This is a genomic window from Mesorhizobium sp. NBSH29 (assembly GCF_015500055.1).
Taxonomy (GTDB): Bacteria; Pseudomonadota; Alphaproteobacteria; order Rhizobiales; family Rhizobiaceae; genus Neomesorhizobium.
Window position 1 is genome coordinate 2,258,707 of sequence record NZ_CP045492.1, and the last position, 22,585, is coordinate 2,281,291.

A 22,585-nucleotide genomic window follows, 5' to 3' on the forward strand; every position below is an offset into this window, starting at 1 on the left:
ACCGTGCCGGGGCGCGGTCGTCATTGCGTCAGTCTGATATGCGGGTGCAGGCGAAATTGTCGCCGCTTGCTTCCGAGTACCAACCCATCTCCGTCTCGGTGAAACCCGAAAGCGTGATGAAATAATCATCCGCAAACAGCAGCGTGTAAGACCCGTCACTGCCTTCCTGGATTTCCTCGATAGGCATGTCTTCGGAGCCATTATTGTAGATGCTCGGTGTGAAGGTGAAGGTTGCCACCTCGCAATCCCAAGTGCCCAGGAAAGGCAATTCCTCGGCCATGGCAGCGGCGGGCAGGGTAAATGCGAAGGCAAGAAGCGCGGTACGGAACATCGTCATTTCCTTCATCGGATTGATCGGGAAGTCAGGAGCATCACATGCGGAACACACCAAACTTGGTATCTTCGATCTCGGCATTGAGCGCCGCACTCAAGGAAAGCGCAAGAACCTCGCGTGAGCGTGCGGGGTCGATAATGCCATCATCCCAAAGTCGCGCCGATGAATAGAGTGGGTGTCCCTCATGCTCATACTTCATCAGAATAGGCTTGCGGAATTTCTGCTCCTCTTCCGCCGACCATTCGCCGCCCTTGCGCTCAATGCCTTCGCGCTTGACCATAGCCAGAACGGTCGCTGCCTGTTCGCCGCCCATCACGGAAATGCGCGCATTGGGCCACATCCACAAAAAGCGGGGCGAATAAGCGCGTCCGCACATGCCGTAATTTCCAGCGCCGAACGAACCGCCAATAATCATTGTCACCTTGGGAACGCGGGCCGTGGCAACCGCCGTCACCAGCTTTGCGCCATCGCGCGCAATGCCGCCGGCCTCATACTTTTTGCCCACCATGAAGCCGGTAATATTCTGCAAGAAGATCAGTGGAATTTTGCGCTGGCAGCAAAGCTCAATGAAATGCGCCCCCTTAAGCGCGCTTTCTGAAAACAGAACGCCATTATTGGCGATAATGCCAACCGGCATTCCATGCAGATGCGCAAAGCCCGCTACCAGCGTTGTGCCGTAATTCTGCTTGAACTCGTCGAACTCGGAACCATCGACAATACGCGCGATGATCTCGCGCACATCATAAGGCTGGCGCGCATCAGCCGGGATCACACCATAGATCTCCTCTGGCGCAAACCGTGGTGGAACAGGTTTGCGAACCTCCAGCTCCAACACCTTCTTGCGATTCAGGTTTCTGACGATGCGCCTTGTGATTGCCAGCGCGTGGGCATCATCCATCGCATAATGGTCAGCCACGCCGGACTGGCGGGTATGCACCTCTGCGCCACCCAGTTCCTCGGCAGTCACTTCCTCGCCAGTGGCAGCTTTCACCAATGGCGGGCCACCCAGAAAGATCGTCGCCTGATTGCGTACCATGATGGATTCATCCGCCATCGCCGGCACATAGGCGCCGCCCGCCGTGCATGAACCCATCACGCAGGCAATTTGCGGAATACCCGCTGCCGACATATTGGCCTGATTGAAAAAGATACGGCCAAAATGGTCGCGGTCAGGAAAAACCTCATCCTGATTGGGCAGGTTCGCCCCACCGGAATCGACCAGATAAATGCAAGGCAGATTGTTCTGCGCGGCAATCTCTTGCGCCCGCAAATGCTTCTTCACCGTCAATGGATAATAGGTGCCGCCCTTCACCGTGGCATCATTGACGACCACCATCACCTCGCGCCCCTCGATCCGGCCAATTCCGGCAATCATGCCGGCGGACGCAATGTCCTCGCCATACATGCCATGCGCTGCAAACTGGCCGATCTCCAGAAAGGGCGAACCCACATCCAGCAATTGCGAAAGCCGCTCGCGCGGCAAAAGCTTGCCACGAGACACATGGCGCTGACGCGCCTCTTCCGAACCGCCAAGCTCCACCTCTGCTGCCTTTTCGGCAATCTCCGCAACCTGCTCGTGCATCGCATCGGCATTGGCGCGAAACGCTTCGGAATGGGGCGAAATTAGTGATTGAATCAAAGGCATGGGAAACTCAATCCTTAGGAGCGAACAAGTTCGAGAAGTGGTTCAAAGGAATACAAGCCGGCGCGCCGGCCAGCCGGCTCTACAAGGGTGCGTAAAATACCTTGCTCTATGAGTATTCGCGAAAACCTGTGGGCGGTGGGGCTAGGTATTCCGGATTTTGTGGTGAAAACATTGTTCCGGAAAACGGGGCGCTCGAACAGGAAATCCAGTGCTGAGGTGCTCCACTGCGATGACAGGATCTTACGAAAATCATCTTTCATCTTTTCGTAAAGCTGTCTGATCTGCTCAGCTTTCTCTAAATTTTCCTTGGCTTGAGTTTCCAAGGCCTTCAGGAAAAACAAAACCCAGGGCGTCCAATCGCCGGAGCGCGAAACGTCACGCATTCGGTCGATATATTCATCCCTGTTGTCCTCAAAAAAACTACTTATGTAGAAGTGTGGCTCCGCAACAATGCCGTATCGCCATAGACACAAGGTGATGAGCATTCGGCCTACTCGGCCGTTTCCATCCTTGAACGGATGAAGTGCTTCGAATTCGAGATGTGCGACGGCGGTCCGGATCAAAACTTGCGACGTATCTTGGTGAATGTAGTCGAAGAGAGCGTCCATACTAGGCGCTAATTGTTCCGGGCTTATCGGTATAAATCGAACCTTCCTCTTGGCTCGGTCCACCAGATAGTTCTGTTCCGTCTTGAACTCGCCTGGCGCGTTGTGTGCGCCGTGCCCAAATCCCAGCAATACGCTGTGAGCACCGCGAAGTAACACGCTCGAAATTGGATGGCCTTCCTTGACGCTTTTCTGCGCGCGTCTCAGTGCCGTGCCATAAAGGGCAACTTCTTTAGCTTCTGAGCGATAATTAGCTAATTCGTTGCTTTGAGCTTCTTCCTGATCAGCCTCATAGCGCAACACCTCATCAAGCGTGCTCACAGTTCCCTCCATCCGCGAAGAAACAACAGCTTCTTGGTTTCTGAGTGGGGCGAGGAGAATTTCGCTGTTGTGCATCGCTTTGAGCATTTGATCATAGCGGGCCAGTGCTGCTGCTGCGCTAGCGGTCGGTTCAATGAGAACCGCATAATCAAATGAAGCCGGGGGAAACTGTCCATAATGGTAGTTAACCGCTTCTGACAGATCGAGATTTTGAGTTCCAAGTTTCATTGTTTTCAAATTCTTCCATCGGTGCAACTTAAAGGATTTTGGCATCCCTCAATGTGCCACAAGCGTAGTTGTGTATCATTTTCTTGCGATTGCGATAACCAAATGGTTTTGATTGTAATTCCTTTTAGACAAGCGTCGTTGTCGATCAGATTCAGAACATTGTGAGATAAAAGCCGCTCACCCCTCCGTCATGATTTCACGGCCGATCAGCCAGCGTCTTATCTCGCTGGTGCCAGCGCCAATCTCGTAGAGCTTTGCGTCACGAAGGAGACGCCCGGCTGGAAATTCGTTGATATAGCCATTGCCGCCCAGAAGCTGGATTGCATCAAGCGCCATCAGTGTTGCCTTTTCTGCGGCATACAGAATGCAGGCAGCCGCATCCTTGCGGGTGGTCTGCCCGCGGTCGCAAGCTGCCGCCACCGCATAGACATAGGCGCGCGCGGCATTCATCACTGTGTACATATCGGCAAGTTTGCCCTGCACCAGCTGAAATTCGCCAATAGCCTGCCCGAACTGCTTGCGCTCGCGGCAATAAGGCACTGCAATATCAAGACATGCCGCCATAATGCCAAGCGGCCCAGCCGATAGCACGACGCGCTCATAATCAAGGCCTGACATCAGCACTTCCACGCCGCGCCCTTCTTGGTGCAGCACATTGTCAAACGGCACTTTCACATTGTCGAACACCAGCTCGCCGGTGTTGGAACCGCGCATCCCCAGCTTGTCGAGCTTTTGCGCAACAGAAAATCCGGCCATCGTCTTTTCAATCAGAAATGCGGTTATGCCGCGCGAGCCCGCATCCGGGTCTGTCTTGGCATAGACCACCAGCGTGTCGGCATCCGGCCCGTTTGTGATCCACATTTTGGTGCCATTCAAAACATAATGGCCCTCCTGTTTTTCTGCTCGAAGCCGCATCGAAACAACATCGGAACCGGCACCCGTCTCAGACATGGCCAGTGCGCCCACCTGTTCGCCGCTGCAAAGGCCGGGCAGATATTTGCGCTTTTGCGCTTCAGTGCCCCAGCGGCTGATCTGGTTCACGCAAAGGTTGGAATGCGCGCCATAGGACAGGCCGACAGATGCGGATGCGCGCGAAATCTCCTCCATCGCGACAGCATGGGCGACATAGCCCATGCCCGTTCCACCAAATTCAGGGTCAGCCGTCATGCCAAGCAGGCCAAGCGCCCCCATTTCCTGCCAGAGATGCGCGGGAAACTCGTTGGATTGGTCGATCTCTGCCGCAAGCGGCGCAATCTTGTCGGATGCAAAGCGTCGCACCATATCGCGCAGCGCTTCAATATCTTCACCCAGCGCAAAATGCATGGATTGAGTGTACATGAGGCTCTCCCTAGCTTTCCGGTGCGCCCACAAGGCGCATCGTCATGGTGTGATATGTTCTGGTGACCTGATCGACGGACAGGCGCTCATCGGGCCTGAACCAGACAATCACGCCGGTAATCATCTGGATGATCGCAATGGCTGTCAGCGCCACATCCTCGATCGCGAAAAGCCCTTGCTCAGCCCCATCGCGCAAAATGGCGCGCAGCTCTTTTTCGTAAGCGCCACGCAGCCGCAGGATCGTGCTCAATCTATCGCGCGAAAGGCTGCGCAGCTCCATATTGGACACATGAGTGGCCGCCCGGCGCGCGACATGGAAACGAATATGGTTTTCCACGAACAGGCCCAGCCGCAATTTAGGGTCTTGGGTACTATTTGCAGGTTCCGCATTCGCCCACGCGCTTTGCAACGCATCCATATGCTCTTTGAGCAGCGTAAAGAGCAGATCTTCCTTGGTGGGAAAATAGCGGTAGAGAGCGGCAGCCTGCACGCCCACTTCGTGCGCCAGCTGGCGCATGGTCACCGCCTCATAGCCAAAGCGTGCAATCAGATTGACCGCCGCCTCGCGCAGCGCAGCCTCTGTCTTCTCGCCATCTGAACCGGTCGTTCGTGCCATCCAGCCCCGCGCTCCTCACCGCGAAGACAAATAATAAAACGAACGTTCAATTAATTCAAGGTGGGCGAATTGCGCATTTCCTCTTCCATCGCTTCGCCAAGGGTCTGGTTGAACCCCGTTTCGCTGAGGCGGACGGTAAATTGGGCGTCTTGGATAACGGTATCCGGCTGCCGCGCGAAAACCTATGGGAGCGACGGCTTCCGTTAGTAGCGGAAGGAAAGCCTGCTAACCTCGGGCCGCTGGTCGGTCCAAACGGGGCATTGGACCCTTAGCCAGCAGCCATCAATGCGGCAGGCAGTTCCTGTTCGAAAATATCGAGTTCATGGTCAAGTCCAACACTCACCCGGATGCAGCGATCAAGCACCGGTACCATTGGCTTGCGGATGAAAACCCCGCGTGCCAGCAGGTTTTGCATCACATTGAGTGCAAAGCCACCTCCGCGACCGCAGTCAATAGCCACGAAATTGGTCGCTGATGGAATAGCAATCAGTCCGTTTGCGGAAGCTATTGCCGCAATTCGCCCGCGGCCGGCGGCAACCTTCCGGACCACTTCAGCGAGATAGGTTTGGTCGGCCAGTGCGGCTTCGCCGGCCACCTGCGCCATCCGGTTCACGCCATAATGGTTACGAACCTTTTCGACGTCTCGGATTAGCCCGGCCTCGCCAATGGCATAGCCACAGCGAATGCCGGCCAGCCCATAGGCTTTCGAAAAAGTCCGCATGCGCACCACATTGGGCCGCGAAATGTCGAGCGGCAGCAGCGTTCCGGCGGGCGCCGTCTCGCCATAGGCTTCGTCGAGAATCAGCAGGGTCGTCTCCGGTAGTGCCTCGATGAAGCGCTGGACTTCTCCCGGCTCCCACCAGGTTCCCATCGGATTGTCCGGATTGGAAAGATAGACGATCCGCGCATTCTCTCGTTTGACCGCTGCCAGCATACCGTCGAGATTTTCATGATCGTTCTCGAACGGCACGGGCACCAGCCGCCCGCCAAATGCGGCGACGTGAAAATTAAAGGTCGGATAGGCGCCTAGCGAAGTCACAACTGCATCGTCCTGCCCAATATACATGTGCACAAGCACCGACAGCAGCCCGTCTATCCCTTCGCCCACGACCACATGATCGCTTCCTGTGCCAAGATGGGTGGCAAGCGCTTCCCTGAGAGCAAAATTATCGGGGTCGCAATACATCCACATGTCGGGTGCCGCATCGCGCATCGCTGCAATGACACCCGGCGCCGGTCCAAAGCTGCTTTCATTGGCGCCGATACGTGCGCGAAATGCCTTGCCGCTGGCCCTCTGCTGCTGCTCGGGGCCAACAAACGGAACCGATTCGGGGAGCGATGAAACCGTCTGGGTGAGGGGAGGTCGTGAGGCGGGCATTGCGGTCAATCTTCAATGGGAAAACATCTGGATAGCCGGCATGCCGATTGCAGGCAACTGCATGCCGATGCTGGCTCAAAGCACACGTGCAATTTGGCCAAGCAGGTCAATCTCACGCTGCGAAGCGGCCTCGTCGCTTGGTTCGGGCCGCGAGGAAAATTTGGCGATCACGATTCGGCTGACCGGATCGCACCACAACCATTGTTCGTGGATTCCAATCGCCGCAAAAGTACCGCGTCCGTCTCCAGTGTCGTACCAGCAGGAGCGGTAACGTCCTTGCGGAAAGGTCGCGGCGAAATTACCTTGGACCCAGGCGTCGCGATTGCCATTCTGGCGCATGTCAACGATCCAGTCGGCAGGCACGACAGGAAGCCCGGTGCGGGCCTGTCCCCGGTCGAGCATCAGCTGGCCCAAGCGGGCGAGATCACGTGCAGTCACCGATATGCCACCAGCCGCGCGTGCCGCACCAAGCCGGTCTACCGTGACCGATGCAGCTCCCTTGGCGCCCATCGGTAACCACAGGCGACTGCGAAGATAATCGGCAAAGCGTGTCCCGGTCGCTCGTTCGAGCACGATACCCAGCATATCGGTGTTAGGCGAGGCATAGAAGAAGCGCTTGCCATGCTCCCCATCGCCCTTCTGGAGTGTGCAGAGAAATGAGAGAAGATCGCTCGGCTCAGCGCTCGGGCTCTGCGGATTCCACAGGGTAGCGCGCCGGTAGCGGTCAAACGCACCATCGGCGTCGAGATAGGATTCGTCAAAATCAAGACTGACCGTCATATCTAGTAGATCGCGCACCCTTGCTGTGGCGTAAGCTGATTTGTCGACTTCTGGCACATAGCTCGAAACGAACGCTTGCGGGTCAAGCATACCGTCGCCTGCCGCAATGCCAGCCAGCATGCCGGTGATCGATTTGGAGACAGAAAAGACAATATGCGGCAATTCTTGTCGGATCCCCTCCCTGTGCCATTCAGCAACGACCGCGCCCTCGCGCATGGCAACAAAACTGTCGGTATAGGTATCGGTCAGATGCTCGGTCGCGCTGACCAGGCTGCCGTCAGCTGTCGCAAGTCGCATCTCTTTCAGGGCGGCCGACGATGCTACCGGTTCATCCTGCCCTCGCGTGACAACCGATACCGGAACGAATTCATGTACCCTCTGAAAGCTCCAGCGGGTGTGGGGGTGAAGCCGCCAGTTGGATAGTGTGATGTCAGATCGGGAAAAAGTGTTTGTCACGAAACGCTACGCCTCTGCTGATGCTCAATGCTGTCTCCCAGACAACAGGAGCGCGAGCGGCTTCACAAGCACCTACGAAACAAAAAAGCGGGCCAGATGGCCCGCTTCTTTAGTCGCTATGAGCGACAGGATTACATGGCGTCAACCTTGGCGCAGAAATCCTTGTACTGGTCCATGGTGGCGGCCAGTTTGCATTCTTCCTTCATAGTAACCTGCTGGTCATCCTTCAGGCCCTTGAAAATGGTGGACATTTCATCATCCGTCCGCATGGTAGTCATGGTGTCGTCGGTATAGAACGGCGTCATCATGGTCTTGTCGCTCAGCACCTTCATTTGCGGCGCCGGATCTGTACCAGCGCCGGTCGTGGCGGTCTGGGCGAAGGCAGCGCCGCCGAGCGTCATGGCAACAGCGGCGATCGTGAACATCTTGAGTTTCATGTCAAATTCCTTCCGTTTGGTGTCGATCGTTAACAGGCGATCCCAGACCCAACGTGACGACAGAAGGAATGTTCCGGTATTTTGCATCGTCAAAGAATCTATTTCCACAGCACCCGGTTCGTGACGGCAAACAGTAGCCTGCTCGGCAGTGCCGCAAGAAGCCGCATGGCCACAACCATCTTCCACGGAAACGCGATATCGAAGCGCGCACTACCTAGTCCCTTCACGATATGATTTGCCGCCTCCTCAGCCGAGATCATAAAAGGCATCGGAAAATCGTTTTTGTCAGTCAGCGGGGTCTCTACAAATCCCGGGCTGATCAGGCTGAGTTGCACGCCATTCGCCATCAATTCGGGATAAAGTGACTGGCATAGGTTGATAAGGGCTGCCTTGGTAGCACCGTAAGCGGACGCGCCTGGCAGGCCAACATAGCCCACTACCGAGCCCACCACACCAATGCGCCCGGCTTTGCGCGCCATCATCGCGGGCATCACGGCGGCAAGGCAGTTTGCGGTGCCGACAAGATTGGTTGTCACCGTCGCTTCAAATTCCTTGGGGTCCAGGGTGCGTGCTGTGTCACGGCGATAGATGCCAGCGCAAAGAACGACCAGATCAACCGAACCCAGCGTCTTTTCCATCTCCGCGAACCCTGTGTCGACTGCTTCAGCATCGCGCACATCGAGTGGAACCGGCACAATATTGCCGCCGGCCTCGGCCGACAGGGCATCAAGGTCTGCCTTCGTGCGGGCACTGGCGGCAACGCGCCAACCCGTCCGGGCAAGTTTCAGTGCTACCGCCCGGCCAATTCCGGTGCCGGCACCGGTAACCCAAGCCGTGCCCGGTTGTTCCATTGACTTGCTCATACATGCTCCTTGCTACTTCAAGAAATGATACGCGCCAACGGCCTGAATGGTTCACCGCGTCGGAGACCGGCTGGACAGGTTGTCACGCCCATGTTGAACCTCTTGCGGTAAGGTGCAGGAGAACATATAGTGAACGTATGCCGCTTTCCCTCGACCAAAAACTCGCAATTCTCTCAGATGCTGCAAAGTACGATGCTTCTTGTGCCTCCAGCGGCACCGCGCGCCGCGACAGCCGCGACGGCAAGGGGCTTGGTTCGACGGAAGGTTCCGGCATTTGCCATGCCTATGCACCGGATGGCCGCTGTATCAGCCTCCTCAAGATACTGATGACGAATTTTTGTATTTATGACTGTTCCTATTGCGTCAATCGTGTCAGCTCCAATGTTCAGCGCGCCCGTTTTAGTGTGGAAGAAGTTGTGACGCTGACGCTGGAATTTTACAGGCGGAACTATATCGAAGGCCTGTTCCTCTCCTCTGGCATCATCCGCTCGCCTGACGCTACCATGGCCGACATGGTGCGGATCGCCAAAATACTGCGGGTGGACCATCAATTTCGCGGCTACATTCATCTCAAAACCATTCCCGACGCAGCGCCGGAATTGATTGAACAGGCTGGCCTTTATGCCGACCGGATCTCCATGAATGTGGAACTTCCGACCGACGCGGGCGTCGCCGCCTATGCGCCAGAAAAGGACCCGGCGCAGATCCGACGCGCGATGGCCGGTGTACGCCTCCGCCGTGAGGTGGCGTCAGAGCCCAGTCATACGGGCCGTCTTCCACGGCGCTTCGCACCTGCCGGTCAGTCTACCCAGATGATTGTCGGCGCCGATGCTTCCAACGATGCCACAATTTTGGGAACAGCAAATCGGCTGTATTCCAGCTATCATTTGAAACGCGTCTACTATTCGGCATTCTCGCCTATTCCCGACAGCTCGGTTGCCCTGCCGTTGATCCGCCCGCCGCTTCAGCGTGAGCACCGGCTCTATCAGGCTGACTGGCTGATCAGGTTTTACGGGTTCGATCTAGATGAAATTACCGGTGCGACCCAGGACGGCAATCTCGATCTCGATCTTGACCCCAAACTTGCGTGGGCACTGGCGAACCGTGGGCTCTTCCCGGTCGATGTGAACCGTGCCGGGCGGGAGCTCCTGCTGCGCGTGCCCGGTTTCGGAACCAAAACCGTATCGCGTATCCTTTCCACCCGCCGCCACCGCAGCCTGCGCTATGAGGATCTTGCCCGCCTGGGAGCCGGCATGAAAAAGGCCCGCGCCTTTGTCACCGCCAGCGGCTGGTCACCAGGTACGTTGACCGACAGTGCTGAACTGCGCGTTCGCTTTGCTCCTCCCGCCGAACAATTGGTGCTATTTTGAAATGCGCTTCATTGCTCTGCCCCGGTTAGGCACCGCGACAGCCTGGCGTGATGCAGCCCGCACTGCGCTCGTGGCTATGACCCCGCCCGATCAGCTTGTCTGGTCACGCGGCGCAGGCTCCGACGACCTTTTCAACCGCGCGAGACGCGTCTCCGATGTTTCAGCGACGGAGGGGCCGGCGCCAAGCGTTCCAAAATCTTTCGTTGAGCTTGCCGATCTGGTGATCTGGCATGCTGACCCCGAACGATTCGCCCTGCTCTATGCGCTCCTCTGGCGGCTGCGCACCGAGCCCAGGATTGTGAGCGACAGAGGTGACCCTGCCGTCGCGAAGTTACAGGCTATGGCCAAAGCGGTGCGCCGCGACATGCATAAGATGAAAGCCTTTGTGCGCTTCCGCGATGTCGGCGTGACTGGCGCGACACGGCGCAGATTCGCGGCCTGGTTCGAGCCGAGCCATTTCACGCTGGAGCCGACGGCGGGATTTTTCACGCGTCGCTTTGGTGACATGGACTGGTCAATCTTGACGCCTGATCTGTCGGCCCATTTCAGCAACGCGTCACTGACCTTTGCTGACGGCGAGCCAAAGCCCGCCCTGCCGGATGACGCCGCCGAAGCTTTGTGGGTCACCTACTTCCGCAACATCTTCAATCCGGCACGTCTCAAAGTTAACGCGATGCGCGCGGAAATGCCCAAGAAGTACTGGAAGAACCTGCCCGAAGCGTCGGCGATACCGGAACTGATCGCCACAGCAGGCGCCCGAGCCAAAGCCATGCGCGAGAATGCACCCACGCTTCCGCCCTTACGCGCCGCCCGCGTGCACGCGCATGCGCTGGCGACTGTACATGCGCGGCCCATGGAGGGCGGATTACCCGAATTTAGAACGGAACTTCGAGGCTGTACACGCTGTGCTCTCTACCGCGACGCCACGCAGGCAGTGCCCGGTGAAGGGCCGCTGGATGCTCCGTTGATGATCGTGGGAGAACAGCCGGGCGACGAGGAGGATCTTTCGGGCCGGCCCTTTGTGGGCCCCGCCGGCCGTCTGTTTGACCAAGTCGCTGCCGAGGCCGGTCTTGACCGCCACCGCGCCTACATCACCAATGCCGTAAAGCATTTCAAATATGTTGTGCGGGGCAAACGACGGCTGCACCAGCGTCCGAACAGTAATGAAATCAGCCATTGCCGCTGGTGGCTCGATGCGGAACGCGCACTGCTTAAGCCGAAGCTCATTCTGGCAATGGGAGCAAGTGCCGCCGAAGCGCTGACTGGAAGCGGGGAGGGGATTTTGAAACGGCGGGGTACTATCGAAACCACAGGTGACGGCACGCCCGTGCTGCTAACCGTGCATCCAAGTTACCTGTTGCGCCTGCCGGAAGGCACTGCCCGAATTCATGCGATTGGCAATTTTCGTCTTGATCTCGAACAAACGGCATCACGCCTGCGGATGGAATGACCGAAGTCGAAACTGAAGATAAGCAGTTTGCAGCAACATGTTTGCGATGTGATCTAGACGGCTGGAGGAGAGGAAGGGATTCGAACCCTCGAGCCCATCACTGGGCTACTCCCTTAGCAGGGGAGCGCCTTCGACCACTCGGCCACCTCTCCAACGCAACGGCTGGATAGAGAAAAGCGGACAGACAATCAATAAGCCAAGGCGATTTCCCCGAGAAATCTCCACTCTTTAATATGCAGGTCCGATTTGTTGCCCCTGCGCACCGTGCCCTCATGCCGCCGCCGTCAGCGATTCCGCTCGCTTGCGGATCAAGAGATTCGGTTATTCATGTGATTCACCCAGCATATCCGATGAAAATGATGCACTGCGGGGTCAGATGGTTACCAAGGTATGAAGGCCGAGGGTCAAATCGTGTCATTTGTGCAACAGCGATAACTCATAGAGGAGCCGTGACCCTGGGAAAGCACTGATCGTTGTTGAACCCGGCGAATCCGCTGGTAAAAGTCAGCGTCGAAGAAGGAGCGCGGTGCGTGTCTTTTTCGGAATTGGGGATGGGGCAGGGAACGCTGTCCTTCAGCAAAAATACCCAGACCCGTATTTTAACTTTGACTGGAGGTCAGAAAATGAACATTAAGAGCCTGCTTCTCGGCTCCGCTGCGGCCCTCGTCGCAGTATCCGGCGCACGTGCCGCTGATGCGGTCGTCATGGCCGAGCCAGAGCCGGTCGAATACGTTCGCGTTTGCGACGTATACGGCACCGGTTTCTATTACATGCCCGGCACCGAAACCTGCCTGAAGGTCAGCGGCTATGTCCGTTACGACATCGGCATGGGCGATCTGTTCGGCATGAACGACGTTCTTGATAAGAAGGACGCTCTTGAAGATGGTATCTTCAATACGAACGACACCTACTACAAGCGCGCTCGTGCGGCTCTGCGTCTCGACGCCCGCACCGAAACCGAGCTTGGCACCCTGCGTGCATTCTTCCAGGTCAACTTCGATTGGGACACCACCACGGTTGAAATTGGCGATTATGACGTCAGCACCACCAAGTCAGGCCTTGCCAAGCTGAACCACGCTTACATCGAGCTGGGCGGCTTCCTCATCGGTAAGACCGATTCGCTGTTCACCACCTTCACCGACTATGCCGGTTCGGTCATCCATGACGACATGATCGGCTTTGGCCCTTACGACACGCACACCATCCAGTACAAATTCGATGCAGGCAACGGCTTCTCGGCTGCTGTCGCTCTCGAAGAAGGCGCTGACGTGGCCTACACGCTCGACAGCTACGTTCCTCACGTAGTTGGCGGCGTTGGTTACACCGGTGGCTGGGGTTCGGTCCGCGTTGTTGGCGGTTACGACTCGGTCTGGGAAGAATACGCGATCAAGGCACGTTTGGACGTCAAGGCTTCCGAGACGATCAGCCTGTTCGTTATGGGCGGCTTCAAGGATGACGACGCCGGTGAGCCAAATTATTATGGCAACTGGGGTGGCGACTGGGCAATCTGGGGTGGCGCTTCATTCGCCGTTTCGCCGAAAGCCAAGTTCAACGTTCAGCTTTCGTACGACGACTACGAGAACTTCGCAGCCGTTGCTAACGTGAACTACGAACTGGTTCCTGGCTTCACCATCACGCCAGAAGTTGCCTACTACGACAACTTCGACGTCGACAATTCAGACGCTTTCGGCGGCTTCATCCGCTTCCAGCGTAACTTCTAATCAGCCTTTCGGTTGATTGAGAAAAACCCGGCGGGCAACCGCCGGGTTTTTTGTGTCTGGTGCGTGGGAAATTTGCTAGCTCCTGCGGCGCGGTAGGCAGCGGAACTGCTGGCGCTCATTGCCTCTATCTATCGCTCGCAATGACGTAGGAAAGACGATATTTTCGCGGGCAGGTTTCCCGTTTCAAGCAGTGGTGCATGGCCCTGACCCTCAACGATTAACGCCTGGCAATCGGGGTGACGGCGCCGCATCTCATCCAGCGTTGCCGCAGACAGAAGCTTGGAGTTCTCGCCGCGAATGGCCAGCAGGGGAATGTTGGCAAGGCCGGCAAATTGCGCCCAGAGATCGGGTAGTGGCCTGGTCAGGTCGACAGCTTTCAAAGTGTTAAGAAGCGCGGGATCGAAATCTGCGACCGGAACGTCATTTTTGCCTTTCCGGTAAAGAGCGCCGACAAAACGGTGCCAATCATCTTCCGAAAGCGCTGAAAACGCCTGTCCATGAGTAGCTTTCTGGATCGCCACAGCGTCTGCCATGCTGGCCGGGATAGGCGCACGCTCAAGGTAGGCGCGGATATGAGCCAGCCCTTCGCCTTCTACCACGGGTCCGATATCGTTGAGAACCACCGCTCTCAGTAATCCGGGTCGCATTCCCGCGAGGAGATGAATGATCAGTCCGCCGCGCGACGTGCCAATAAATCCACCGTGTTCGACCCCCATCGCGGTGAGCCCAGCCAATACGTCCTCCGCCTCGGTCATGATATTGTAGCTTGTCCAATCCTGGGCGAACTCAGATTGCCCCCGGCCCCGATAGTCGAATGTGATCACCTGACGTGGAGTTTTGGGCTCATTCGAAAGGAAAACCGCAAGCTCATGAAAATCACGCGCATTGCGCGTTAATCCAGGCAGGCACACCACGGGCACCGTTTCATTGGCCTGACCATAGATTCGGGCATGCAGCTTCAGGCCATCGGCCGCAGAGTAGAAGAAACTAGAATAGTCGTCGGTTTTCATGGGTTCTCCGGCAGCACTGCGATTTGAATGCAACGTGCCGGATTCCCGCCATCATGGCGATTGATTTCTGCGCGAGCCGATGGGGAAGAAGCCCTCAGCGGCCGGCAACAAGATCGGCAACAATGTCGTAATGACCCGAAAGCCGCATCTTGTAGACCTGATAATTTTCCATCACACGCTGAACATAGCTGCGCGTTTCGGTGTAGGGGATACGCTCGATCCAGTCTACGACGGCATCGATATCCTTGCCGCGAGGGTCCCCATACCGTTTCATCCATTCGCGCGCACGCCCAGGCCCGGCATTGTAGCCCGCAAATGTAAGTACGTAAGAGCCCTCAAAACGTCCAAGCTGTTCGCCCAGGAAGGCGGCGCCCAGCGTCGCGTTATATCCTGCATCAGACGTCAGCCGCTCCCGAGAGTAGGGCATGCCGGTTTGCTTCGCCACGGCTTTGGCTGTTGCGGGCATCAGTTGCAACAGCCCCCGCGCGCCTGCGTGAGAGACGGCACCAGTATTGAATTCGCTCTCCTGCCGGGCGATGGCATAGGCTAGCGCTTTCCCGCTTCCATCGATCATGGCAGTTTCAGGAATAGCACCCACCGGATGCGAAAGCGCGCCGATGTTCATGCCCCGCGATGCCGCGATCTTTCCGACCCTCAGCGCCAGGTAATGATTTCCTCGCCCTTCGGCCATCGCGGCCAGCAGCGCAAGTTCGCCCGGACTGGCAAGTTCTGCCGCAAGCGAGCGATAGAGGCTCTCGGCTCTTTGCGGATAACCTGCAGCTTCGAGGCGACTGATCGCCCGCACGGCCTCGCGCGTTTCAAAGCTCTTGCGATCCGCCTCGGAGGGCAACGGTTCATCAATCGAAAGGGCCGCTCGGCCGATTTTTGCCGCAGCAAGCTGCCCATAAAACGAAGTGCCGAAATCCGCGCCTTGAGCGTAAAAATCAACCGCTTTTCCAGGTCCCCCTGCTTCAGCGGAGCGCCCGAGCCAATAGAAAGCGCGCGAAAGCGAAATAGGACCCTCGGCAATCTCTGTCATCTGGAGGAAATGCTTTGCCGCGACCTGTGGATTTTTCAATCCGCGCAAGGCGTACCATCCGGCGTGAAATTCCGCGTCGACAGCGTTTGCTGGGCTCTCGGCCGAATGTGCGGCTGCGACCGTATAAGCTGTCTGGATATCATCCACATCGAGCAGTTCGCGCGAGAGCACGCGCCTTTCAATCCACCATGCATCCGGATCGATCAATTCCGTCGCTTCCACCGGGGCCTTTAACATTGTCTTGGCGGCACCCGAGATATTGCCCGTGCGGCGCTGATACCGTGCGAGGGCAAAAAGATATCCTGGCCCGCGCTGTGCAGCAGGAACCGCATCCAGCAGCTTGTTAGCGTTCTTAGCGCCTTTGGCGACCGCAACCCACGCGTCTGCAAGCGCCATGGCGCCGGCCAGCTCTGCCACGCGCTTTGCCGAACCGTAGCGTCCGAGATAGAGCATTGCCTCCATACGGAACCGGTGGTCCGCAGCTGATATCAGCGTCCCAAATTCGGCAAGAATTACGCCTTCAATTTCCGCATCGAGTTTCTCCATCCGCCAGAAGGGTGCAAGCAACGTACGGGCCTGGTCGGCCTTGTCGAGAGCAACCAGTGCCCGGGCAAGCAGAAGTGTCCCTTCGACGGTTTCGGGGCGCGTCGCTCCGAACAGTTGAACGACAGCCTCGGGCATCGGCTTTTCCCGTGCCATGGCGCGCTCGCTATTGCGGCGAAAGACGCTCGCCCCGGGCCAACCTGCCAGAACGCGGGCTGCCGCCGCAATCTCGGAACTTGGGACGCTGGGTCCGCCGCGCAGAGCAATTGCCCACTGGAGTATATGGCGATCCAGCATTCCCGCGGGCAAGCTGTCGCGGATCGAGCGCGCCTGTTCAACCCTGTTGGATGCCAACGCGTCGAGCCCACTCTTAAGGGCCTCAATGTTAGCCGGGTTCGTTGTTGCCCGGTCGATCGCATCGAGCGGTGAATCACCAATCGGCGCATAGGAAAGGGGCTCTGATCGGCTAAGCGCTACAAAGAATATGATGCAAGCCGTCGCCGTCCCTGCAAGCGCGAGGCAAAAAGTGCGACCGGGTGGCATGATACGTTTCATTCCCTGTCCGTACACATTGCGAGTTAGAGCCGGTATGAGTGAGGATAAGGCCGGCCGATGAAGGGCACGTAACCAAAGCGTTAAAAATGCAACTGGCTTGCGCGAGAGCAACGTCAGGAGGCAAATGCCTAAGCCAGATGTCAAAACTATGGTGCTGTGCCTTGCTTTCGTTTAGAAAACCGGTGACATCGCCACGCTTCGATCTAAAAATCCCAGGAGTTTGATGAAATGCTGAGAGGCTCGCTTACCGCGCTCGTGACACCGTTCGACAGCCACGGTCGCGTTGACGACAAAGCCTTTCGTGCATTTGTTGAATGGCAGATAAGCGAAGGCACGACCGGGCTCGTCCCGGTTGGCACGACAGGAGAATCGCCTACGCTGTCGCATGAGGAGCACCGCGCGGTCGTGAAGGCATGCGTTGAAGTCGCCAGGGGTCGCGTCCCGGTAGTTGCCGGCGCTGGCTCCAACAATACAGTCGAGGCAGTGGGGCTTGCCCGCCATGCCGAAGAAGTTGGCGCAGACGCTGTCCTGGTCGTGACGCCATACTACAACAAGCCGACCCAGCGCGGCCTCTATGCCCATTTTGCAGCCGTCGCACAGGCCACCAGTCTGCCGATCATCATCTACAACATTCCACCGCGCTCGGTCATCGACATGATGCCGGAGACGATGGGCAATCTGGCCCGTGACTTTAAAAACATAGTTGGCGTCAAGGATGCCACCGGCAAGGTCGAGCGTGTCTCCGAGCAACGCATGACCTGCGGAAAGGAGTTTATCCAGCTTTCGGGTGAGGATGCGTCGGCACTGGGTTTCAACGCTCACGGTGGCGTTGGGTGCATCTCTGTGACCGCCAATGTGGCGCCGCGCCTTTGTGCTGAATTTCAGGAGGCAACGCTCGCCAACGACAAGGACAGGGCGCTGGACCTGCAGGACCGGCTGATGCCGTTACACAAGGCGATCTTCCTGGAGCCCGGTGTCTCTGGCGCGAAATATGCGCTTTCCCGACTTGGCAAGGTCGAAAACAATCTGCGTTCGCCGCTTGTAGCGGTTGAGCAGGCGACGGCTGACAGGCTGGATGCGGCGATGAAGCACGCCGGCTTGATAAACTAGGCAACCCATGCCACCTGACGGCCATGAACCAGGTTAGAAAAGCCGATCCCAACAACAAGACCGTCGCTGAAAACCGCAAGGCGCGGTTTTCCTATGAAGTGCTTGATACCTATGAGACGGGTCTGGTCCTCACCGGTACCGAGGTGAAATCTCTGCGCGCCGGTCAGGCAAACATTCAGGAATCCTACGCTTCTCTAGAAGGAGGCGAGATCTGGCTGATCAATTCCTACCTGCCGGAATATCTTCAGGGCAACCGCCACAATCATGAGCCGCGGCGCCGTCGAAAGCTGCTGCTAAACAAGCGCGAAATGGCAAAGCTCGGCCAGGCTGTCGATCGCGAAGGCATGACGATGGTGCCCTTGAAGATTTACTTCAACGACCGGGGCAGGGCCAAACTGTTGCTGGCGATTGCCCGCGGCAAGAAGTTGCACGACAAGCGCGAGACGGAAAAGAAACGAGACTGGGCGCGTGAAAAGGGCAGGTTGCTCAAGGAGCGCGGCTAGCGCGGCATCAGGAATCTATTTGTTCAAAAACTCTGATACATCTTTGAAAACGCTGGTGAACATGTCGGTTGTCAGCCGCCCGGTGTTCGTATTGTAGCGCGAGCAATGATAGCTGGAAAATAACATATGTGCTCCTATTTGTTGCCGGCCGCCATGGCGAAAGGGATAGGCAGCAACACGCTCGCCAAACGCTCGCACAGTTGACTGATGCGCTATCGTCCCAAGCGTGACAATGGCGGCAAGATTCGGAAAGCGGGTGATGGTTGGTGTGAGAAACCTGCGGCACGTGGCGATCTCGCCGCCCACCGGCTTGTTTTCCGGCGGCACGCAGCGGACCGCATTGGTGATGGCAGTACCGACAAGTTCAAGGCCGTCATCCGGTCTCGCCTTGAACACACCGCGCGCGAAACCGAAATGGGTTAGCGTCGAATAGAGCAGGTCTCCCGCGTAGTCTCCGGTGAAGGGGCGTCCGGTTCGGTTGGCCCCGCGCAGTCCAGGCGCTAGCCCGATCACGAGAAGGCGCACCGTTTCGTCGCCTGCTGCAGCAAAGGTCGGCACCGGGGCGTTAAACCATTCAGGCTCACGTGACCGCCAGGAACTGATAAAGCCATGCAGACGAGGGCATAGCGGGCAATCAGGTGACGGTTCCGCCGCAGATGGGAGAACATCCTCCATCAATACGGGTCGTCATCGGCTTCCGCAGGTTCAGCTCTGCGTACAGGCCGCTCGGATGGGTCCCGCCCGATCTCGTTTTTCAAAGTCATCAGTTCAATGAAGTTGTCGGCCTGCCGGCGCAGGTCGTCCGATATCATCGGCGGCTGTGATGACATCGTTGAAACGACGCTCACCCTCCGGCCGCGCCGCTGCAGCGCTTCCACAAGGGTGCGGAAATCGCCGTCGCCGGAAAAGATGACGTAATGATCCACGACATCGGCCAGTTCGAGCGCGTCGACGGTCAGCTCGATATCCATATTGCCTTTGATTTTGCGTCGCCCACTTGAATCGGTGAACTCCTTGGCCGGCTTGGTGACCACCTTGAAGCCATTGTAGTCGAGCCAGTCGATCAGCGGCCGGATAGAGGAGTATTCCTGATCCTCAATCAGCGCCGTGTAGTAATAGGCGCGCAGCAAGTAGCCGCGCTTCTGGAAGCTGGACAACAACTTGCGGTAGTCAATGTCAAATCCCAGCGCCCGCGAGGTCGCGTAAAGATTGGCGCCATCGATAAAAAGAGCGATCTTCTCGCGCGGATCAAACATCAAAGAAATTCCCTCGAGCAATGCGTCAGCGTTAAAAAAATGGATTTTTGCACATGCAACGCAATTCATAACTTCCTAATGGAAATAACGTGCAACCGCATCTATTCCAAGAGGTGTAGAAAATAAAGAATGAGTTGTGGCTAATGAGCGTCTATGGCAGGCCGGCGCTGGAGCGAGGCGTTCCAATGTGCTTGAACTTCCGCGCCGTTCAGGATATGGACCGGGCAGATTCCCGAGACATCAAGAACTTGAAAGGGGCGTTCCATGGCCCGCGTAACCGTTGAAGATTGCATCGACAAGGTCGACAATCGCTTTGAGCTGGTCTTGCTTGCTGGACATCGTGCCCGCCAGATCTCGCAGGGCGCAGCCATCACGATCGACCGCGACAATGACAAGAATCCCGTCGTTGCCCTGCGCGAAATCGCCGACGAGACGCTTTCGCCTGGCGATCTGAAAGAAGACCTCATTCATTCGCTGCAAAAGCATGTGGAAGTCGACGAACCTGAAGCCGATATCGACGACTCTGCAGACCAACCCACAACTGCGGCCGTTTCTGCCGCTGCGGACGACGATGCGGTAACATTCGACCGTATGACCGAGGAAGACCTGCTCGCCGGCATCGAAGGCCTTGTTCCGCCAGAGAAAAGCGACGACTACTAAACCTTATCGGACAAGTGCCACTTCCGTGGCAGCGTTTTCGTGGCTATTGATGACATGCGCCGGGCAACCGTTCGGCGCATGACTTATTTCAGACTGCCCGGAAACCGCCCATGATGCGTCAATATGAGCTTGTCGAGCGCGTCCAGCGCTACAAGCCTGACGTCAACGAGGCACTTCTCAACAAGGCTTATGTCTATGCCATGCAAAAGCATGGCCATCAGCGCCGTGCGTCTGGCGATCCTTATTTCTCACATCCGCTGGAAGTAGCAGCCATCCTCACCGACATGCATATGGACGAGGCGACAATTGCTGTCGCGCTCTTGCATGACACGATTGAGGATACGACCGCTACGCGCGATGAGATCGACGAGCTTTTCGGCCCCGAAATGGGTAAGCTGGTCGAAGGCCTGACTAAGCTCAAGAAGCTTGATCTCGTTTCCAAGAAAGCCGAACAGGCCGAAAACCTGCGCAAACTGCTGCTTGCCATCTCAGAAGATGTCCGCGTGCTTTTGGTCAAGCTCGCTGACCGCCTGCATAACATGCGCACGCTAGACCATGTGCCTGAAGCCAAGCGCCTGCGCATTGCCGAAGAGACCATGGAAATCTACGCGCCGCTTGCTGGTCGCATGGGCATGCAGGGCATGCGCGAGGAGCTGGAGGAACTGGCTTTCCGCTACATCAACCCTGAAGCATATCGCACGGTTACGGCAAGGCTTGCCGATACCTTCGAGCGCCATCGCAATGTCATCGTCGAGATCGAGGAATCGCTTTCGGGTCTGTTCACCAAGTACAAGCTCAACGCTGAGGTAAAGAGCCGCCAGAAGAAGCCATGGTCAGTGTTTCGCAAGATGGAGGCCAAGGCGCTCTCCTTCGAGCAATTGTCCGATATTTTCGGTTTTCGCGTTATCGTTGACAGCGTTGAAGATTGTTACAGCGCGCTTGGTGCCATCCACACGACGTGGTCCATGGTTCCTGGCCGGTTCAAGGACTACATTTCCACGCCGAAGCAGAACGATTATCGATCGATTCACACGACGATAGTCGGCCCGTCGCGCCAGCGCATCGAACTGCAGGTGCGCACCCGCGAGATGAACAAAATTGCCGAATATGGCGTAGCGGCGCATTCGATCTACAAGGACACAGGCGGCAAGCCGAACGGTCCAGCCCATACCATCTCCAAGGAAACTAACGCCTACGCCTGGCTTCGGCGAACCATAGAGGCGTTGGCGGAAGGCGACAATCCGGAAGATTTCCTTGAAAATACCAGGTTGGAGCTGTTTCAGGACCAGGTCTTCTGCTTCACGCCCAAAGGTCGATTGATCGCGCTGCCGCGCGGCGCGACACCCATCGACTTTGCCTATGCTGTCCACACCGACGTCGGCGACACCTGCGTCGGTGCGAAGGTCAATGGCCGTATCATGCCGCTGATGACCGAGCTGAAGAATGGCGACGAAGTTGAGATCATCCGCTCAAAAGCGCAGGTTCCGCCTGCTGCCTGGGAATCGGTGGTGGTTACCGGTAAGGCCCGTTCAGCCATCCGCCGCGCTACCAAAAATGCCATCCGCAAGCAGTACTCCGGGCTTGGCATGCGTATTCTGGAGCGTACATTCGAGCGCGGAGGTAAAGCTTTTACACGCGACAGCCTGAAACCCGTACTTCACAGGCTGGCACGCAAAGACATTGATGATGTGCTATCCTCGGTCGGGCGTGGGGAGCTTTCCTCGAGCGATGTGATGAAGGCTGTGTTCCCGGACTTCAAGGAAGAGCGCATCACTCAAACTCCTCCCAAAGCGCGCGAGGAGGGCTGGTTCAACCTGCGCAACGCCGCAGGCATGCTATTTCAAATTCCCGGCCGCGCCTCGTCGCGCAAATCGCGCAAGGAAGCAGAAGAACAGGCGAGCAAGGAACAGGGTGCGGTGCCGATCAAAGGCGTGCGCGGCGATCTTCCCGTGCGTTTTGCACCCGAAGGCGCGGTACCAGGCGACCGCATTGTCGGTATCATCCAGCCGGGTTCCGGAATCACCATCTATCCAATCCAGTCGCCATCACTGACGGCGTTTGATGACCAGCCGGAACGCTGGATAGATGTGCGCTGGGATATCGATGAGGACACCAAGGAGCGCTTCCCAGCGCGTGTCTCTGTGACTGCCATCAACGCGCCTGGATCGCTGGCCGATATTACGCAGGTGGTTGCCTCCAACGATGCAAACATTCATACGCTGTCGATGATCCGCACAGCGCCTGATTTCACCGAAATGCTGATCGATCTCGAAGTTTGGGACCTCAAGCACCTGAATAGGCTTCTGTCACAGCTGAAGGATAATTCCAGCGTCAGCGAGGCCAAGCGGGTTAATGGATAGACGCACA

The 22,585-nt window shown here is 57.1% G+C and carries 20 protein-coding genes and 1 tRNA gene; 7 read left to right on the forward strand and 14 right to left on the reverse strand.

The window, feature by feature from the left end; translation table 11 throughout:
• Window positions 1-28: 28 nt before the first annotated feature.
• The 9 genes from GA830_RS11240 to GA830_RS11280 form a co-directional block, all read right to left on the reverse strand.
• Window positions 29-331 carry a hypothetical protein gene (locus GA830_RS11240; RefSeq protein ID WP_195161951.1) on the reverse strand — a complete coding sequence of 101 codons (303 nt, stop codon included), beginning with the start codon at window positions 329-331 and terminating at the stop codon, window positions 29-31.
• Window positions 332-371: 40 nt separating this feature from the next.
• Window positions 372-1,979, reverse strand: a complete 1,608-nt coding sequence (locus tag GA830_RS11245) for a carboxyl transferase domain-containing protein (RefSeq protein ID WP_195161952.1) — start codon at window positions 1,977-1,979, stop codon at window positions 372-374.
• A gap of 14 nt (window positions 1,980-1,993) precedes the next feature.
• The gene (locus GA830_RS11250) at window positions 1,994-3,133 is read right to left on the reverse strand and encodes a Fic family protein (RefSeq protein WP_195161953.1); all 1,140 of its coding nucleotides are present in this window, start codon (window positions 3,131-3,133) and stop codon (window positions 1,994-1,996) included.
• A 177-nt stretch (window positions 3,134-3,310) separates the two neighbouring features.
• A complete protein-coding gene (locus GA830_RS11255; protein WP_195161954.1) occupies window positions 3,311-4,471 on the reverse strand; it encodes an isovaleryl-CoA dehydrogenase in 1,161 nt (386 codons plus the stop codon).
• 10 nt (window positions 4,472-4,481) lie between these two features.
• The gene (locus GA830_RS11260; RefSeq protein ID WP_195161955.1) at window positions 4,482-5,087 is read right to left on the reverse strand and encodes a TetR/AcrR family transcriptional regulator; all 606 of its coding nucleotides are present in this window, start codon (window positions 5,085-5,087) and stop codon (window positions 4,482-4,484) included.
• 268 nt (window positions 5,088-5,355) lie between these two features.
• Window positions 5,356-6,465, reverse strand: coding sequence for a pyridoxal phosphate-dependent aminotransferase (locus tag GA830_RS11265; protein WP_195161956.1), 1,110 nt, complete (start codon window positions 6,463-6,465; stop codon window positions 5,356-5,358).
• Window positions 6,466-6,540: 75 nt separating this feature from the next.
• Complete coding sequence (locus GA830_RS11270) at window positions 6,541-7,701, reverse strand: serine hydrolase domain-containing protein (RefSeq protein WP_195161957.1); 1,161 nt, start codon at window positions 7,699-7,701, stop codon at window positions 6,541-6,543.
• Window positions 7,702-7,832: 131 nt separating this feature from the next.
• Window positions 7,833-8,138: a hypothetical protein gene (locus GA830_RS11275; protein WP_195161958.1), complete on the reverse strand. Its 306-nt coding sequence runs from the start codon at window positions 8,136-8,138 to the stop codon at window positions 7,833-7,835.
• A 98-nt stretch (window positions 8,139-8,236) separates the two neighbouring features.
• Window positions 8,237-9,001, reverse strand: coding sequence for an SDR family NAD(P)-dependent oxidoreductase (locus tag GA830_RS11280; protein WP_195161959.1), 765 nt, complete (start codon window positions 8,999-9,001; stop codon window positions 8,237-8,239).
• A gap of 137 nt (window positions 9,002-9,138) precedes the next feature.
• Here GA830_RS11280 and GA830_RS11285 point away from each other — a divergent pair, with 137 nt between their 5' ends.
• Together GA830_RS11285 and GA830_RS11290 are read left to right on the forward strand one after the other, a co-directional pair.
• Complete coding sequence (locus GA830_RS11285) at window positions 9,139-10,371, forward strand: putative DNA modification/repair radical SAM protein (RefSeq protein WP_195161960.1); 1,233 nt, start codon at window positions 9,139-9,141, stop codon at window positions 10,369-10,371.
• A 1-nt stretch (window position 10,372) separates the two neighbouring features.
• Window positions 10,373-11,821: a UdgX family uracil-DNA binding protein gene (locus tag GA830_RS11290; protein WP_195161961.1), complete on the forward strand. Its 1,449-nt coding sequence runs from the start codon at window positions 10,373-10,375 to the stop codon at window positions 11,819-11,821.
• Window positions 11,822-11,883: 62 nt separating this feature from the next.
• Here the strand turns inward: GA830_RS11290 and GA830_RS11295 are convergent.
• Window positions 11,884-11,973: transfer RNA gene (locus GA830_RS11295), tRNA-Ser, on the reverse strand.
• A gap of 471 nt (window positions 11,974-12,444) precedes the next feature.
• Between GA830_RS11295 and GA830_RS11300 the strand changes: the two genes are divergently transcribed.
• Window positions 12,445-13,542: a porin gene (locus GA830_RS11300; RefSeq protein ID WP_195161962.1), complete on the forward strand. Its 1,098-nt coding sequence runs from the start codon at window positions 12,445-12,447 to the stop codon at window positions 13,540-13,542.
• Between the two features lie 128 nt (window positions 13,543-13,670).
• Here GA830_RS11300 and GA830_RS11305 read toward each other — a convergent pair whose 3' ends face one another.
• Both GA830_RS11305 and GA830_RS11310 read right to left on the reverse strand, forming a co-directional pair.
• Window positions 13,671-14,552, reverse strand: a complete 882-nt coding sequence (locus tag GA830_RS11305; protein WP_195161963.1) for an alpha/beta fold hydrolase — start codon at window positions 14,550-14,552, stop codon at window positions 13,671-13,673.
• Between the two features lie 94 nt (window positions 14,553-14,646).
• Window positions 14,647-16,677 carry a lytic transglycosylase domain-containing protein gene (locus tag GA830_RS11310; RefSeq protein WP_195164908.1) on the reverse strand — a complete coding sequence of 677 codons (2,031 nt, stop codon included), beginning with the start codon at window positions 16,675-16,677 and terminating at the stop codon, window positions 14,647-14,649.
• Between the two features lie 240 nt (window positions 16,678-16,917).
• Here GA830_RS11310 and dapA point away from each other — a divergent pair, with 240 nt between their 5' ends.
• Window positions 16,918-17,799, forward strand: a complete 882-nt coding sequence (gene dapA, locus GA830_RS11315) for a 4-hydroxy-tetrahydrodipicolinate synthase (protein WP_195161964.1) — start codon at window positions 16,918-16,920, stop codon at window positions 17,797-17,799.
• A gap of 23 nt (window positions 17,800-17,822) precedes the next feature.
• A complete protein-coding gene (smpB, locus tag GA830_RS11320; protein WP_195161965.1) occupies window positions 17,823-18,302 on the forward strand; it encodes an SsrA-binding protein SmpB in 480 nt (159 codons plus the stop codon).
• Window positions 18,303-18,317: 15 nt separating this feature from the next.
• Here the strand turns inward: smpB and GA830_RS11325 are convergent, their stop codons facing one another.
• Window positions 18,318-18,977 (reverse strand): uracil-DNA glycosylase, encoded by a 660-nt coding sequence (locus GA830_RS11325; RefSeq protein WP_195161966.1) that lies wholly within the window; start codon window positions 18,975-18,977, stop codon window positions 18,318-18,320.
• Window positions 18,977-19,558 (reverse strand): LabA-like NYN domain-containing protein, encoded by a 582-nt coding sequence (locus GA830_RS11330; RefSeq protein ID WP_195161967.1) that lies wholly within the window; start codon window positions 19,556-19,558, stop codon window positions 18,977-18,979. Before GA830_RS11330 ends, GA830_RS11325 begins: the two co-directional genes overlap by 1 nt.
• A 264-nt stretch (window positions 19,559-19,822) precedes the next feature.
• On the opposite strand from GA830_RS11330, the gene rpoZ reads away from it, so the two are divergent.
• Window positions 19,823-20,218 (forward strand): DNA-directed RNA polymerase subunit omega, encoded by a 396-nt coding sequence (rpoZ, locus tag GA830_RS11335; protein ID WP_195161968.1) that lies wholly within the window; start codon window positions 19,823-19,825, stop codon window positions 20,216-20,218.
• A gap of 110 nt (window positions 20,219-20,328) precedes the next feature.
• Complete coding sequence (locus tag GA830_RS11340; RefSeq protein WP_195161969.1) at window positions 20,329-22,578, forward strand: RelA/SpoT family protein; 2,250 nt, start codon at window positions 20,329-20,331, stop codon at window positions 22,576-22,578.
• Window positions 22,579-22,585: the final 7 nt, after the last annotated feature.